This window comes from Yokenella regensburgei ATCC 49455 (assembly GCF_000735455.1).
Classification (GTDB): Bacteria; Pseudomonadota; Gammaproteobacteria; order Enterobacterales; family Enterobacteriaceae; genus Yokenella; species Yokenella regensburgei.
The window spans coordinates 22,302-36,996 of record NZ_JMPS01000030.1; the positions used below are offsets into that span (position 1 = coordinate 22,302).

Consider the following 14,695-nt stretch of genomic DNA (forward strand, 5'->3'; position numbering starts at 1 on the left):
GCGAGGTGGTTTTGAATTATTAATGAATAGCTATTCAAAACATAAAGCGATAACCGATACCGGTTTCAGTGAGTAAATGCTGGGGGCGCGCTGGATCAATTTCCAGTTTTTGCCGCAGGTGACCCATATAAATACGCAAATAATGGCTATGTTCAATCGCATTCGGTCCCCATACCTGGTTTAACAGGTGGCGCTGCGTGAGGACTTTCCCTGGGTTATTAAGTAATACGGCCAGCAGGCGAAACTCAATGGGCGTCAGGTGAATTTCCTCTTCACCACGGGTAATGCGGTGTGAGGCAAGGTCCACCTCGATACTGGAAAACTGGATAACCGGCTCGTCCTGCGGTTTACCCGCATGACGGCGCAGCGCAACGCGCAGACGTGCCTGCAGCTCGCCAATGCCGAAAGGTTTGCTGAGATAGTCGTCGGCACCGGCGTCCAGCGCGGCGATTTTATCCGTCTCCTCTATCCGGGCAGAAAGCACAATCACCGGGATCTGGCTCCACTGTCGCAGGTCACGAATAAAATCAATGCCGTCACCATCGGGCAGGCCCAGATCGAGGATAACCAGATCGGGCTTGCGTGTTGCCGCTTCAATCAGGCCACGCTGTAGCGTATCGGCTTCAAATACGCGCATGCTTTCGGCTTCCAGCGCGGTGCGCAGAAAACGACGGATGGCTTGTTCATCTTCAACAATGAGTACGTTAATCACAGGTCCTCATGAAAGTCTTCCAACTGCGGAGGGGTTTCCAGTGGAAGTGTAACACGAAAACAGGCGCCGCCTTCGGGACGGTTCCACGCTGAAATGGTGCCACCGTGAACATCAACAATTGCTTCGCAAATTGCGAGTCCGAGCCCAACGCCCGGGATAGCCGATTCTTTCGTCCCACGGGCAAATTTATCGAAGATAGCCTGCTCTTGTCCGGGCGGGATCCCGGGGCCATTGTCCCAGACGTCCAGCTGCAGATGTTCGCCCACGGTTTCCGCCTTAATGCCAATCTGTGCGCGATATCCGGCATATTTGGCGGCGTTCTCCAGCAGATTGATCAGCACCCGTTCAAACAGCGGGCCGTCGACGTGCACCAGCATCAGCGGATCCGGAAGGGAGAGGGCGATGTGCCGTCCGCCGAGGGTAGGTTCAAGCGTTTTGAGTGCGCTGCCTACCACTTCTTCCAGCGTCAGCCACTCTTTACGCAGGTTGAAACCGCCGGACTGGATCCGCGCCATATCGAGCAGATTGTTCACCAAGCGGGTGGTATTCAGTACGTGCTGGCGAATTTCGTTAGCCTGTGGCGCATGTTTCGAGCCTTCGCTTGCCAGATCGAGCGTCAGGATTTCTGCCTGGCCGAACAGCACGGTGAGCGGGGTGCGCAGGTCATGCGATAGCGCCGCCAGCAGCGAGTTACGAATGCTCTCACGTTCGCTGGCAAGCCGCGATTGCTCTTCGCTTTCGGTCAGCGACAGACGCTCCAGCGCGCTTGCCACCAGCAGGGTGAAGGTTTCCAGCAGTCGCTGCTGCTCGGGGATCATCAGCTGCCGCAGATTGCTCGGCTCTACCACTACCAGCCCGTGGGTACGGTCGGCGCTTCTGAGCGGGAGGATCTGGTACGGCACGCCGGGAAGGGTATCGGTGCCCGCACCCGCAGGCTGACCTTTATCAAAGCTCCAGCGGGCGATAGCGTCGTCCCACGGTGTCATTCCTTGCTGCTGGGTGAGCGGCATCAGCTTACCGGCGTTGTTTGGCAGCAGCACCTGGCTGCGGGCATCAAAGGTTGAATGAATAAATTGCTCGCTGGTGGTGGCGATATCTTTGGCGCTACGCCCGACGGCGAGCGCTTTCGACATTTCGTACAGATGGCGGGTGCGCTGCTCCCGGTAGCGGGCGATCCTCGCCTGGTAACGCACCCCGGCCGTCAGGTTACCGATGACCAGACCGACGGTCAGCATAACGCCGAAGGTCAACACATACTGCACGTCGGATACCGCCAGCGTACCGCGAGGGGCAATAAAGAACAGATCAAAGCTAATCACGTTAATCACGGTCGCCAGCACCGACGGCCAGCGACCATAAAACAGCGCGATGACCACCACGCCCAGCAGGTAGATCATCACCAGGTTGGCGGCATCAAAGGCGTACATCCACTGCATCGCTACCATGGTAATAGCGGCACAGAGCGCCACGGCAACGGCGCAGCCGCGGAGCTGAACGCGCCATTTTTCCATCCACGGGCGGGTATCGTTAGTACGCGGCGCCGGCACTGGCTTTTCATCCAGCGCGACGATCATTACATCCAGGTCGGGGGCGTGCGCGGATAAACGGTCGGCAAAGGTGCGGGAGTGGAACCACTGGCGTTTGTTGTAGCGGCCGATGACGATTTTGCCAAGGTTATGCTCACGGGCGTAGCGCAGTACCGCGAGTTCTTCAGAAGGATCGGAGAGCGTCGACGTTTCGGCTCCAAGCTCCTGCGCGAGTCGCAGAGCGCTGAGAATGGCGCGCCGTTGATGCTCCGGCAGGCGGTGCAGGGCAGGGGTTTCTACATACACGGCGTGCCAGACGCTGCCGAGCTTGGCGGCCAGTCGGGCAGCGGTACGCACCAGCTTTTCGCTGCCGGTGTTATGGCCGATGCACAGCAAAATGGCATCGCGGGTGTGCCAGACTTTTTCCTGTCCCTGGCGGTCGCGCCAGGCGCGCATCTGGTCATCAACCCGGTCGGCGGTACGGCGCAGCGCCAGCTCACGCAGGGCAATCAGGTTACCTTTACGGAAGAAGTTCTCAATGGCTCGCTCGGCCTGGCCACCGATATAGACTTTACCTTCGTTCAGGCGCTGGCGGAGATCGTCCGGCGGTAAGTCCACCAGCACCACTTCGTCGGCGGCATCAAAAAAAGGGTCGGGGACGGTTTCACGTACCTGAATGCCGGTCACGCCGCTCACCACGTCGTTAAGGCTTTCGAGATGCTGCACGTTGACGGTAGTAAAGACGTCGATGCCTGCTTCCAGCAGCTCTTCTACGTCCTGCCAGCGCTTCGGATGGCGTGATCCCTGAGCATTGCTGTGCGCCAGTTCGTCCATCAGAATTAACGCCGGACGCCGCGCAAGCGCGGCATCGAGATCGAATTCGAGAACGTAGCGTCCCCGGTGAGAGATTCGCTTCAACGGCTGTGTGGCAAGCCCTGTCAGCATGGCCGCCGTCTCTTTGCGACCATGGGTCTCCACCACCCCAATCAGGATATCAAGCCCCTGCGCCCGTAGCCGCTGCGCTTCCGCCAGCATGGCATAGGTTTTCCCTACGCCCGCGCAGGCGCCGAAGAATACCTTCAGCTTCCCGCGATGCAGCGAGGCGGTTTGTTCCAGCAGTCGGTCCGGGTCCGGGCGCAGCGGCTCGTCGGTCATATTACTTATCCTTCAGGGCATCCAGTGCCATATTCAACTCATTTATATTTACCACAGGTTGGCCGATAAAGCTGACCAGCGGTTTTTCGGTTTGACGATTCACCAGCTGCGTGACCGCTTCCACCGACAGGTTTCGGGCTTTTGCCACACGGGGAACCTGCCAGAGCACAGCCTGCGGCGTCAGGTTATTATCAAGGCCGCTTGCCGAGGCGGTGACTAGCTCAACCGGGATCTGGGCCGGGGCGTCCGGGTTAGCAGCGCGCAGCGCCTTGACGCGCTCGCCGATGGCTTTATCCTGCGCCGGGTTGCTGACCGCAAGGTTGCTCCCGCCGGAGGCCATCGGGTTATCGGCCACGTCTGAGGTGGCAGAAGGGCGGCCCTGGAAGTAACCCGGAGAAGTGAAAAGCTGGCCAATCAGGCGAGAGCCGCGCACTTCATCCTGCTGCTGAATCAGCGAACCGTTGGCCTGATCCTGAAACCACCACTGGCCAAGCGCCGTGGTGAGCAGAGGATACAGACCACCGGTCACCAGCGTCAGGAAAATCATTAATACAAAAGCCGGACGAATAAGAGTCATCATTTCTTCCTCACACCAGACCCAGAACGGTTAACACCAGGTCGATAATCTTGATGCCAATAAACGGCACCAGCAGGCCACCCAGGCCATAGATCCACAGGTTACGGCGCAGCATTGCCGACGCGCTCAGCGGCTTGTAGCTCACCCCTTTCAACGCCAGCGGGATCAGGAACACAATAATCAGGGCGTTAAAAATCACCGCGCTTAAAATCGCCGATGCCGGAGAGTGCAGATGCATGACGTTCAGCGCGCCAAGCTGTGGATAGGTCGCCGCGAACGCCGCCGGAATGATGGCGAAATACTTAGCCACGTCGTTGGCGATACTGAAGGTGGTTAGCGATCCACGGGTCATCAGCATTTGCTTACCGATGTGTACGACTTCGATGAGCTTGGTCGGGTTAGAATCAAGGTCAACCATGTTGCCTGCTTCTTTTGCCGCCTGAGTGCCGGAGTTCATCGCCACCGCCACGTCAGCCTGCGCCAGGGCAGGGGCATCGTTGGTGCCGTCGCCGGTCATCGCGACCAGACGACCCTCAGCCTGATACTGACGGATCAGCGCCAGCTTCGCTTCCGGCGTTGCTTCAGCGAGGAAGTCATCCACGCCGGCTTCGGCGGCAATCGCGGCGGCGGTAAGACGGTTATCACCGGTGATCATCACCGTTTTGATGCCCATTTTGCGCATCTGGGCGAAACGCTCTTTGATCCCGCCTTTCACGATATCCTTCAGTGCGATAACGCCCAGCACCTGTGCACCTTCGACCACCACCAGCGGAGTGGCACCCTGACGGGCGACGCTCTCCACCAGATTGTCGACATCCGCCGGGAAGTGACCGTTGTTGGCTTCCACATGACGACGAATGGCATCGACGGAACCTTTACGGATCTGGCGGTTATCGATATTGATGCCGCTCATGCGCGTCTGGGCGGTAAACGGTACGAAAGTGGCGTGCAGCGACTGCACATCCCGCTCGCGCAGATTGAAACGCTGTTTGGCGAGGATCACAATGCTGCGACCTTCCGGGGTCTCATCCGCCAGCGAAGAGAGTTGTGCGGCGTCGGCCAGGGTTTTCTCATCCACACCTTTGGCTGGCAGGAAGTCGGAGGCCTGACGGTTCCCCAGCGTGATGGTGCCGGTTTTATCCAGCAGCAGTACGTCGACATCGCCTGCGGCCTCAACGGCACGGCCGCTGGTGGCAATCACGTTGGCGCCGAGCATGCGGCTCATCCCGGCAACACCGATGGCCGACAGCAGGCCGCCGATGGTGGTGGGGATCAGGCATACCAGCAGCGCGACCAGCACGGTGACGCTGACCGCGGCACCGCCCCAGCTGGAGAACGGCCAGATGGTGGCGGTTGCCAGCAGGAACACGATGGTCAGTGCGATCAGCAGAATGGTCAGGGCGATTTCGTTTGGCGTTTTGCGACGCTGCGCGCCTTCCACCATGGCGATCATCCGGTCAAGGAAGGTTTCGCCCGGGTTTACGCTGCACTGGATGACCAGCCAGTCGGAAAGGATGCGCGTCCCGCCGGTGACCGAGGCGAAGTCGCCGCCGGATTCACGGATAACCGGAGCCGATTCCCCGGTAATGGCGCTCTCATCAACCGAGGCACCGCCCTCAATGACTTCACCGTCGCAGGGGATGATATCGCCTGCTTCGACCAGCACGATATCGCCTTTACGCAGATCCTCCGCCGGGATGTGATCCATCTGGGCGTCATGATGTGGTGCGCGGAGTTTGCGGGCGAAAGAGGTTTTCTTCACCCCTTTCAGGCTGTTGGCCTGGGCTTTACTACGACCTTCCGCCATCGCTTCCGCGAAGTTGGCGAACAGCACGGTGAACCACAGCCACACGCTGACCGCAGCGGTGAAACCCGCGCTGCCGCTGATGTGACCGGTGGCCATGGCAATCGCCAGCACGGTGGTCAGAACGCTGCCGAGCCAGACGAGGAACATGACCGGGTTGCGCCATTGGGTGGCGGGACTCAGCTTCTTAACAGCATCGAGTATGGCCTGACGGACCAGGGAAGGTTCAAACAGGGCCAGTTGTTTGCGACTCATAGAATAAGGCTCCACATCGCTTAAAGTAATGACAGATGTTCCGCCACCGGGCCCAGTGCCAGTGCGGGGATAAAGGTCAGTGCGCCAACCAGCAGAATGGTGCCGATAAGCAGGCCGATAAACAGCGGGCCGTGGGTCGGCAGCGTCCCGATACTGGCGGGCTGCGATTTCTTCGTGACCAGAGAACCTGCAATCGCCATTACCGGAACAATCACCGCGAAGCGGCCAAAGAACATGCAGAAGGCCAGCAGGCAGTTCCAGAACGGCGTATTGGCGCTAAGCCCGGCGAAGGCGCTACCGTTATTGTTGGCCGCAGAAGATACCGCATACAGCACTTCGCTGAAGCCGTGGGTGCCCGGATTGAGCATCGCACTACGACCTGCGTCGGTCATCATCGCCAGCGCAGTGCCAAGCAGTACCAGCGTTGGTGTCACCAGAATGGCCAGCGCGGTCATTTTCATCTCGCGGACATCGATTTTCTTGCCGAGGTATTCAGGGGTACGGCCAATCATCAGCCCGGCGATAAACACCGCCAGCAGTACGAACAGCAGCATGCCGTACAGGCCCGCGCCGACGCCGCCGAAGACGACTTCACCTATCTGCATCAGCCACATTGGTACCATGCCTCCGAGGGCAGTGAAGGAGTCATGCATGGCGTTGACCGCGCCGCAGGATGCCGCCGTGGTCACCACCGCAAACAGACTGCTGGCGAGAATACCAAAGCGGCTCTCTTTGCCTTCCATGTTGATATTGCTGTCGGCACCGAGCGCCATCAGGTGTGGGTTACCCTGAGTTTCCGCCCACATCACCACAGCCGCAGCCACGATGAAGATAAGCGTCATCGTCCACAGCAGCGTACGCCCCTGACGGCGGTCGCCTACCGCCTCGCCAAAGGCAAAGCACAGCGCGGCCGGGATCAGGAAAATTGACAGCATCTGGACGAAGTTAGTCAGCGCTGTAGGGTTTTCAAATGGGTGTGAGGAGTTGGCGTTAAAGAAACCACCGCCGTTGGTACCCAGCATTTTGATCGCTTCCTGAGACGCCACTGGCCCCATAGGCAGGAGCTGTTTTGCGCCTTCAAGCGAGGTAAAAGCCTGGTACGGATGGAAGTTCTGCAGCACGCCTTGCTGAATGAAGAACAGGGCGATCACCAGAGAGATTGGCAGCAGCACCCACAGGGTGATACGGGTTAAATCCACCCAGGCGTTGCCGAGGGTTTTCACACTATGGCGGGAGAAAGCGCGTATCAGCGCGAAAACAACCGCAATCCCGGTTGCCGCCGACAGGAAGTTCTGCACGGTCAGACCGGCCATCTGGCTCAGGTAGCTCATGGTGGTTTCGCCACCGTAAGACTGCCAGTTGGTGTTGGCGACAAAGCTGACCGCCGTGTTCAGCGCCAGGTCCCAGGAGAGCCCCGGATAGTTTTGCGGATTCAGCGGCAGAATACCCTGCAGCATCAGCATAGCGAACAGTATGACCAGGCCGAACAGGTTCAGCAGCAACAGCGCCATCAGGTACTGGCACCAGCCCATTTCATCCGTGCGGATCCCCAGCACTCGCCATAATCCGCGCTCAATCCCTGCCACGCCCGGGAGCGGTGAATCGCCAATCATTCTCGCCAGTACAGTGCCAAGCGGGCGCGCCAGGACAAACAGCACCAGCAAGAAACCGGCGATCAGTAAAAATCCTTGTGCGGCCATCAGAATGCCTCCGCATTAATCAGGGCATAAATGAGATACGCCAGTATCAGGAACACCAGCACCACGCCAGCAATTACACCTGCAGTCACAATCCACCTCCGGATGTATGAGTTATTGAAATGAGGATAGAAATTTCGGTGCAAAGATTTCGCAAAAATCGCGATGGCGGGTGTAAAAAAAGTATAAAAATGGCAAAAGGCACAATTTAACTGTTGGTTAGTATTAATTTAACTTTTCTGTAACTAAGTTACGCGATATTCATAAACTAATCGTAAATGTTCTAAAAAAAGTGGTCGGATGAGTAGTAAAATTACAAGCAAACGGGTATTATTTTAGCCAGATGATTATTGCTGGTGATGATTACCGGCTACTAAATGGGGAGAGAATTATGGATCTGTATAAAGACTATCCGGCACACATCGTTTTTCTGCGTCGCGCTTTCGCCGTCGTAGCGGGGGTTGTCGCACTGCCGGTGATGCTGTTCTGGAAAGATCGCGCACGTTTTTACAGCTACCTGCACCGCGTCTGGTCTAAAACCAGCGAAAAACCGGTGTGGATGGAGCAGGCTGAAAAAGCCGTCTGCGACTTCTACTAAATTTTCAGGCGCAAAGCCTGCACACAGCATAAAAAACCGCCTGATAATGGGCGGTTTTTTTGTGCCTGCTCCCTCACAATGGTTACACTTAGGGCAAAACCGTGGGTCCTGACCGAGGGCTTCGGTGACGTTTTACTATCGCCCTGAAAGGAGCAGTATGACCACGCATCTGGTCTGGTTTCGTAACGATCTACGCATCCACGATAATCTGGCGCTCGCCGCGGCCTGCCGCCATCCCAACGCCACCGTGCTGGCACTCTATATAGCCACCCCCGGGCAATGGCACCAGCATCAGATGGCGCCACGGCAAGCCGCGTTTATCCAGAGCCATCTCAATAGCCTGCAACAGGCGCTGGCCGAGCGGGGGATCCCGCTGCTGGTGAAAGCGGTTGATGATTTTGCCGCGAGCATCACAGTTCTGCGTGAGGTGTGCGAAACGCATCGGGTGGATGCGCTTTTCTACAACTATCAGTATGAAATCAACGAGCGCCAGCGTGATGCCGCCGTTGAAAAAACGCTGAGCAACGTAATGTGTCAGGGGGTTGACGATAGCGTCATGCTGGCTCCCGGCAGTATCATGACCGGTAACCACGAAATGTATAAAGTGTTTACCCCATTTAAAAATGCGTACCTGCGGCGGCTGCGGGAAGGGCTGCCGGAGTGCGTACGTGCACCCGACGTTCGCCCTGGCGGTGCGCTTCGTGAGGCGCTGACTGCGGTCGAACTCAACTACCCACAGCAGGATTTTGATCACACGTTGTTCGCCGCAGATGAAAAAAACGCACTGAACCAATTGCGTCAGTTCTGCCAGCAGCGAGTGGTAAATTACGATACTGACCGTGACTTCCCGGCCATTGAGGGAACCAGCAGGCTGTCGGCTTGCCTGGCTATCGGGGCGTTATCGCCACGCCAGTGCCTGCACCGGTTGCTGAAGGAGCACCCGCAGGCGCTGGAAGGTGAAAACGGGGCCGTGTGGCTGAGCGAACTTATCTGGCGTGAATTCTATCGTCACCTGATGACTTACCATCCGAAACTCTGCCGTCATCGTCCGTTTATTGCCTGGACCGACAACGTACAGTGGCAGAGTAACCCGGTAATGCTCCGTGCCTGGCAGCAGGGGGAAACCGGGTTTCCTGTTGTGGATGCCGCCATGCAGCAGCTCAATCATACCGGCTGGATGCATAACCGCCTGCGCATGATTGTCGCCAGTTTCCTCGTTAAAGACCTGCTCATTGACTGGCGGGAAGGAGAGCGCTATTTCATGTCGCAGCTTATCGACGGCGATCTCGCTGCGAACAACGGCGGCTGGCAGTGGGCGGCATCAACCGGGACAGACGCTGCGCCCTATTTTCGCATTTTTAACCCCACGACTCAGGGGGAGCGTTTTGATAAGAAAGGCGAGTTTATTCGCCATTGGCTGCCTGCGCTTGCAGAGGTGCCGGATAGCGATATTCATGAGCCGTGGGGGTGGGCGGATAAAGTGGGGGTTAAGCTCGATTATCCGCGTCCGATTGTCAGCCATAAAGAGGCGCGGTTGAAGACGCTGGCGGCCTACGAGGCCGCCAGGAAAGGAGAGGCTTAAGACTGCAGCGCCAGCGGGCGGAACTTCACTTTCAGTGCCTGATACAGCCAGATAGCCAGCACCATTACCACACAGGCGAGGGCGCCCCAGGTTATCTGGCTGAACACGTTGATATAGGCATCAATCGAGTAGTTGATCGCCCCGGAGGCATCAAAAGCGCTCTGAGAGGTTTGATCGGCGATAACGCCGGCCAGATAGTTCGCAATAGCGCCAGAAAGCAACATATAAATCCCGGTTAACACGCCGGTGACGCCGGGGATCTCAATACGGGTTATCTGCGCCATCGCCACCGGATCGATAAACAATTCAGCGAAGCCCATGACGGCCATGCCGAGGATCATCAGCGGCATGGAGGAGTGGCCATAAATGGCCGACCAGCGGGCGCTCAGCGTCAAAATACAAAAACCAGCGCTCATCAGGCCGAGTCCGAGGGCATATTTCCCCCAGATGCGCAGGGTGCGGTTGCCGGTCACGCTCTCTTTGATGAGCCACGCGAGGACAAAGCCGCACAGCATCACCGCAAAACCGTTCACCGACTGGAACATGGCGGTTGGTACTTCATAGCCAAGGATCTGACGGTTGACGAAGCGGTCGATATACAGGCTGATGGAGCTACCGCCCTGCTGAGCGAAAGCCCAGAATAGCAGGCTGAAGAAGGTCAGCACCACGATAAGCCCCAGCTCTTTACGCTGTTTGCGCGTTTCTGCCCGCAGATAAATTTTCCCCAGTACCGCCAGCCCGATAAGCGTTGCGACGATCAGCGCATACACCGACCACTCTTTCCAGAACAGGACCGCGATAAGTAACGGAGAGACCACCAGCAGTCCCAGCAGCCAGCTCCAGTTTGGCAGTACGAAGGTTCTGGCATGCAGGGCAGCTTTATTCACCCCAGTCGTATGCTGAAAATGGCGATGGCCACAGAGGAAGATCACCAGCCCGGCGAGCATCCCGATAGCGGCCAGCGCAAAGCCCATTGCCCAGCTGTACTCTTCCTGCACAAAACCACAGGCAATCGGGGCGACGATGGAGCCAATATTCCCGGCGGCGTAAAGCAGGGAGAAACCACCGTCACGGCGCGGATCGGCCGGATCGTACAGTTCGCCCAGCAGACAGCTGACGTTGGATTTAAACAGGCCATAACCGCAGACGATTATCGACAGCGACAGATATAGCCAGACGGGAGATATTTCACTGGCGCCCAGCACCAGATGACCCACCACCATCAATAGCGCGCCTATCATCACCGCCATCCGGTTGCCGAGCACCTTATCGGCAAGCCAGCCGCCCAGAATAGGCGTGACGTACACCAGTGAACAGTAGGCGCTGAACAGCGCGTAGGCGTGGTTGTCGTCGTACTTGAGCTGGTTGGTGAGATACAGGATCAGCAGCGCGCGCATGCCGTAAAAACTGAAGTATTCCCATATCTGTAGCGCCACTACGTAATAGATAGCGCGGGGCTGTGACGGTGAAGTTTTCATTTCCTTGCAATCCCGGTGTCGCGCGAAAGGTCATCCTTCCGCATTTTGTTGTTTTTTTAATCTTATCGTGAGGTCTTAAGCAACACATCATTGATAATATGCTGCCTGAGTGAATAAATATACATTATTGCACCAGGGTGGGGTAATCATTTTGCGGCGTTTTTGCTGATGGGGAAGGGAGGATACGCTATGTTATTCTCTGTACCTGCCGCCAAAGAGGAGTAGTCATGAAAAATAGCGAACTGGAACAACTGATTAATGAAAAACTCAACAGCGGGGCGTTCAGCGATTACGCACCCAACGGCCTGCAGGTCGAGGGGCGCGAGACGGTACAAAAAATTGTCACCGGCGTGACGGCAAGCCAGGCGCTTATCGACGAAGCGGTGCGCCAACAGGCCGATGCGGTAATTGTTCACCACGGCTACTTCTGGAAAGGGGAGTCTCCGGTCATTCGTGGCATGAAGCGCCGCCGCCTGAAATCGCTGCTGGAAAACGACATAAACCTCTACGGCTGGCACCTGCCGCTGGATGCACATCCTGAGCTTGGCAATAACGTCCAGCTGGCGGCGCTACTCGGCATTAATGTGAAAGGTGAAATCGAACCACTGGTGCCGTGGGGGGAGCTGTCGATGTCGGTTTCCGGCGTGGAGCTGGCCTCCTGGCTTGAAGCGCGTCTGGGGCGCAAACCGCTGTGGTGTGGTGATACTGGCCCGGACCGTGTTTCACGCGTTGCCTGGTGCACCGGTGGTGGACAAAGTTTCATCGACAGCGCCGCCAGCTTCGGCGTCGATGCTTTCATTACCGGCGAAGTTTCTGAACAAACGATTCATTCGGCGCGTGAGCAAGGTTTGCATTTTTATGCGGCGGGACATCACGCGACCGAGCGGGGCGGCATTCGCGCGCTCAGCGAATGGTTGAATGAAACGACCGACCTCGATGTCACCTTTGTTGATATTCCGAACCCGGCCTGACGGAGAAGAAAAGTGCAGCGAGCGCGTTGTTATCTTCTGGGAGAAACGGCGGTAGTGCTGGAGCTGGAACCGCCGGTAACCCTTGCCACGCAAAAACGGATCTGGCGACTGACGCAGCGGCTGGCGACCGTCCCCGAAGTGCTGGAAGCCATCCCCGGCATGAATAACATTACCGTTGTTCTGCGCAACCCGCAGAACCTGGCGCTGGATGTAATAGAGCAGCTGCAGCGCTGGTGGGAGGAGAGCGACGCGCTGGAGCCGGAGTCCCGGCTTATCGAGATCCCGGTGACCTATGGCGGCAGCGGTGGGCCAGATCTCGCCCATGTGGCGCGCCATGCTGAGCTTAGCGAAAAGCAGGTAGTGGAGCTGCATGCTGCTCAGGATTACGTGGTGTGGTTTATCGGTTTTCAGCCTGGATTTGCCTATCTTGGCGGCATGGCTGAGGCGCTGGCGACTCCCCGGCGTGCGGAGCCACGATTGCTGGTTCCGGCAGGAACGGTGGGGATAGGCGGGGCGCAAACCGGGATTTACCCGCTGGCAACGCCGGGAGGCTGGCAGTTGATTGGTCACACGCCGTTGACGCTGTTTGACGCGCAGCGGGCAGAACCGGCGCTGCTGCGACCGGGAGACAGCGTGCGCTTTGTGCCGCAGAAGGAGGGCGTATGCTGAAGATACTCCGTGCCGGAATGTATACCACCGTGCAGGATACCGGACGCTTTAGTCTGCGTCAGTCAGGAGTCAGCCACTGCGGCGCGCTGGATACCCCTTCATTAGTCACTGCCAATCTGCTGGTAGGGAATCACCCGGATGATGCGGGTCTGGAAATGACCCTGGGCCAGGTGACGGTGGAGTTTACCCGGGATGGCTGGTTTGCCCTGACTGGCGCAGGTTGCGAATCCACCCTTGACGGCGAGCCGGTCTGGAGCGGTTGGCGTCACTTCGCCCGGGCCGGTCAGCAACTGGTGCTCAAGCGCCCGCTTTACGGCATTCGCAGTTATCTGGCCGTTGCCGGAGGGATTGATGTTCCGCGAGTGTTAGGGTCGCGCAGCACCGATCTGAAAGTCGGGATCGGTGGCATGGAAGGGCGTAGACTGGTAGACGGTGACGTGCTTGGCATGGGGCAGGCAAGAAGAGATTTCCGCAGGCCGAAAGGGGTCCGGCAGCTGCCAACCAGTAACTGGCTGCGAGCTCTGCCGGGACCTGAGTATCAGGAATTCGATGTAGCCTCTCAGGACGCGTTCTGGCGCTCGCCGTGGCAGCTCAGCCCGCAGAGTAACCGTATGGGTTACCGCCTGAGCGGACAGCCGCTGGTGCGTGAGGCTTCGCGGGAAATGCTGTCGCACGGTCTGCTGCCTGGTGTCGTGCAGGTGCCGCACAACGGCCAGCCGATTGTGCTGATGAACGATGCGCAGACTACCGGAGGATACCCACGCATTGCCTGCGTTATTACCGCCGATCTCTACCAGCTGGCGCAAATTCCGCTCGGGCAGCCCATCCATTTTGTGGCCTGTTCGCTGGAAGAGGCGTTGAAAGCGCGCAGCGACCGGCAACGTTACCTCGAACAACTGGCATGGCGACTTGATGAAGACGATTGATTTAAACGCCGATCTTGGCGAAGGGGCGGCCAGTGATGCGCAACTGCTGCAGCTGGTCTCCTCTGCCAATATCGCCTGTGGTTTTCATGCCGGTGATGCCGACACCATGCGCTTTTGTGTGCGTGAGGCGCTGAAAAACGACGTGGCTATCGGGGCACACCCGAGCTTCCCGGATAGGGAAAACTTTGGTCGTACAGAAATGCATCTGTCGCCGGAAACGGTGTACGCACAAACGCTGTACCAGATTGGCGCCCTGGCGGCGATTGCCCGTGCGGAAGGCGGTATCATGCGCCATGTGAAACCCCACGGCATGCTGTACAACCAGGCGGCGAAAACTCCGCGACTTGCTGACGCCATTGCCCGTGCGGTGCATGATTTCGACCCTTCTCTGCGGCTGGTAGGGCTTGCGGGGAGTGAACTGATTGTTGCCGGGCAGCGCTATGGCCTCGCGACATACGAAGAAGTGTTTGCCGACCGTGGCTATCAGGCGGACGGCAGCCTGGTCCCCCGTGCACAGCCGGGGGCATTGATTGATGATAGTGATAAGGCACTCGCACAAACGCTGGAGATGGTGCAGCACGGTCGTGTGCTGAGCATCACCGGTAGCTGGGCGCCTGTGCACGCGCAAACCGTTTGCCTGCATGGCGACGGCGAGCATGCCCTGGCGTTTGCCCGTCGTTTGCGGGTGGCATTTGCTGAGAATGGTATTACCGTTGCTGCATGAGGCAGCACTAAGGATGTAACA

The 14,695-nt window shown here is 57.9% G+C and carries 13 protein-coding genes; 6 read left to right on the forward strand and 7 right to left on the reverse strand.

Annotated elements, in window-relative coordinates; genetic code table 11:
- Positions 1–34: 34 nt before the first annotated feature.
- Genes kdpE through kdpF form a run of 6 tightly spaced genes read right to left on the reverse strand, consistent with a single transcriptional unit; the run spans position 35 to position 7,818 of the window.
- Complete coding sequence (kdpE, locus tag GYRE_RS09070) at positions 35–712, reverse strand: two-component system response regulator KdpE (protein WP_006819053.1); 678 nt, start codon at positions 710–712, stop codon at positions 35–37.
- Complete coding sequence (gene kdpD / locus GYRE_RS09075) at positions 709–3,393, reverse strand: two-component system sensor histidine kinase KdpD (RefSeq protein WP_038254797.1); 2,685 nt, start codon at positions 3,391–3,393, stop codon at positions 709–711. The genes kdpE and kdpD overlap by 4 nt, the downstream gene beginning before the upstream one ends.
- A gap of 1 nt (position 3,394) precedes the next feature.
- The gene (kdpC, locus tag GYRE_RS09080; RefSeq protein ID WP_038254799.1) at positions 3,395–3,970 is read right to left on the reverse strand and encodes a potassium-transporting ATPase subunit KdpC; all 576 of its coding nucleotides are present in this window, start codon (positions 3,968–3,970) and stop codon (positions 3,395–3,397) included.
- A gap of 10 nt (positions 3,971–3,980) precedes the next feature.
- Positions 3,981–6,029 (reverse strand): potassium-transporting ATPase subunit KdpB, encoded by a 2,049-nt coding sequence (kdpB, locus tag GYRE_RS09085; RefSeq protein WP_038254801.1) that lies wholly within the window; start codon positions 6,027–6,029, stop codon positions 3,981–3,983.
- A 20-nt stretch (positions 6,030–6,049) separates the two neighbouring features.
- Positions 6,050–7,729, reverse strand: coding sequence for a potassium-transporting ATPase subunit KdpA (gene kdpA, locus GYRE_RS09090; RefSeq protein ID WP_006819057.1), 1,680 nt, complete (start codon positions 7,727–7,729; stop codon positions 6,050–6,052).
- Positions 7,729–7,818 carry a K(+)-transporting ATPase subunit F gene (gene kdpF, locus GYRE_RS24245; protein WP_081874643.1) on the reverse strand — a complete coding sequence of 30 codons (90 nt, stop codon included), beginning with the start codon at positions 7,816–7,818 and terminating at the stop codon, positions 7,729–7,731. The genes kdpA and kdpF overlap by 1 nt, the downstream gene beginning before the upstream one ends.
- Before the next feature lie 299 nt (positions 7,819–8,117).
- Here kdpF and GYRE_RS09100 point away from each other — a divergent pair, with 299 nt between their 5' ends.
- Together GYRE_RS09100 and phrB are read left to right on the forward strand one after the other, a co-directional pair.
- A complete protein-coding gene (locus tag GYRE_RS09100) occupies positions 8,118–8,324 on the forward strand; it encodes a DUF2517 family protein (RefSeq protein WP_038254803.1) in 207 nt (68 codons plus the stop codon).
- A gap of 157 nt (positions 8,325–8,481) precedes the next feature.
- A complete protein-coding gene (gene phrB, locus GYRE_RS09105; protein WP_038254805.1) occupies positions 8,482–9,906 on the forward strand; it encodes a deoxyribodipyrimidine photo-lyase in 1,425 nt (474 codons plus the stop codon).
- Here phrB and dtpD read toward each other — a convergent pair.
- Complete coding sequence (dtpD, locus tag GYRE_RS09110; RefSeq protein ID WP_006819061.1) at positions 9,903–11,384, reverse strand: dipeptide permease DtpD; 1,482 nt, start codon at positions 11,382–11,384, stop codon at positions 9,903–9,905. The genes phrB and dtpD overlap by 4 nt on opposite strands.
- 227 nt (positions 11,385–11,611) lie before the next feature.
- On the opposite strand from dtpD, the gene GYRE_RS09115 reads away from it, so the two are divergent.
- The 4 genes from GYRE_RS09115 to pxpA are packed head-to-tail and all read left to right on the forward strand — an operon-like array spanning position 11,612 to position 14,674.
- The gene (locus tag GYRE_RS09115) at positions 11,612–12,355 is read left to right on the forward strand and encodes a type 2 GTP cyclohydrolase I (RefSeq protein ID WP_038254807.1); all 744 of its coding nucleotides are present in this window, start codon (positions 11,612–11,614) and stop codon (positions 12,353–12,355) included.
- A gap of 12 nt (positions 12,356–12,367) precedes the next feature.
- Entirely contained in the window at positions 12,368–13,024 is a 657-nt protein-coding gene (gene pxpB, locus GYRE_RS09120; RefSeq protein ID WP_006819063.1) for a 5-oxoprolinase subunit PxpB, read from the forward strand.
- Positions 13,018–13,950, forward strand: coding sequence for a 5-oxoprolinase subunit PxpC (gene pxpC, locus GYRE_RS09125; RefSeq protein ID WP_038254809.1), 933 nt, complete (start codon positions 13,018–13,020; stop codon positions 13,948–13,950). The genes pxpB and pxpC overlap by 7 nt, the downstream gene beginning before the upstream one ends.
- Positions 13,937–14,674: a 5-oxoprolinase subunit PxpA gene (gene pxpA / locus GYRE_RS09130; RefSeq protein WP_038254812.1), complete on the forward strand. Its 738-nt coding sequence runs from the start codon at positions 13,937–13,939 to the stop codon at positions 14,672–14,674. Before pxpC ends, pxpA begins: the two co-directional genes overlap by 14 nt.
- The last annotated feature ends 21 nt before the right edge of the window (positions 14,675–14,695 follow it).

What these genes read in the sequence shown, in the direction of transcription:
- pxpA (WP_038254812.1), top strand. Translation starts at nt 13,937, where the DNA reads ATGAAGACGATTGATTTAAACGCCGATCTTGGCGAAGGGGCGGCCAGT.
- pxpC (WP_038254809.1), top strand. Translation starts at nt 13,018, where the DNA reads ATGCTGAAGATACTCCGTGCCGGAATGTATACCACCGTGCAGGATACC.
- kdpB (WP_038254801.1), bottom strand. Translation starts at nt 6,029, where the DNA reads ATGAGTCGCAAACAACTGGCCCTGTTTGAACCTTCCCTGGTCCGTCAG.
- phrB (WP_038254805.1), top strand. Translation starts at nt 8,482, where the DNA reads ATGACCACGCATCTGGTCTGGTTTCGTAACGATCTACGCATCCACGAT.
- dtpD (WP_006819061.1), bottom strand. Translation starts at nt 11,384, where the DNA reads ATGAAAACTTCACCGTCACAGCCCCGCGCTATCTATTACGTAGTGGCG.
- kdpA (WP_006819057.1), bottom strand. Translation starts at nt 7,729, where the DNA reads ATGGCCGCACAAGGATTTTTACTGATCGCCGGTTTCTTGCTGGTGCTG.
- kdpC (WP_038254799.1), bottom strand. Translation starts at nt 3,970, where the DNA reads ATGACTCTTATTCGTCCGGCTTTTGTATTAATGATTTTCCTGACGCTG.
- GYRE_RS09115 (WP_038254807.1), top strand. Translation starts at nt 11,612, where the DNA reads ATGAAAAATAGCGAACTGGAACAACTGATTAATGAAAAACTCAACAGC.
- kdpD (WP_038254797.1), bottom strand. Translation starts at nt 3,393, where the DNA reads ATGACCGACGAGCCGCTGCGCCCGGACCCGGACCGACTGCTGGAACAA.
- GYRE_RS09100 (WP_038254803.1), top strand. Translation starts at nt 8,118, where the DNA reads ATGGATCTGTATAAAGACTATCCGGCACACATCGTTTTTCTGCGTCGC.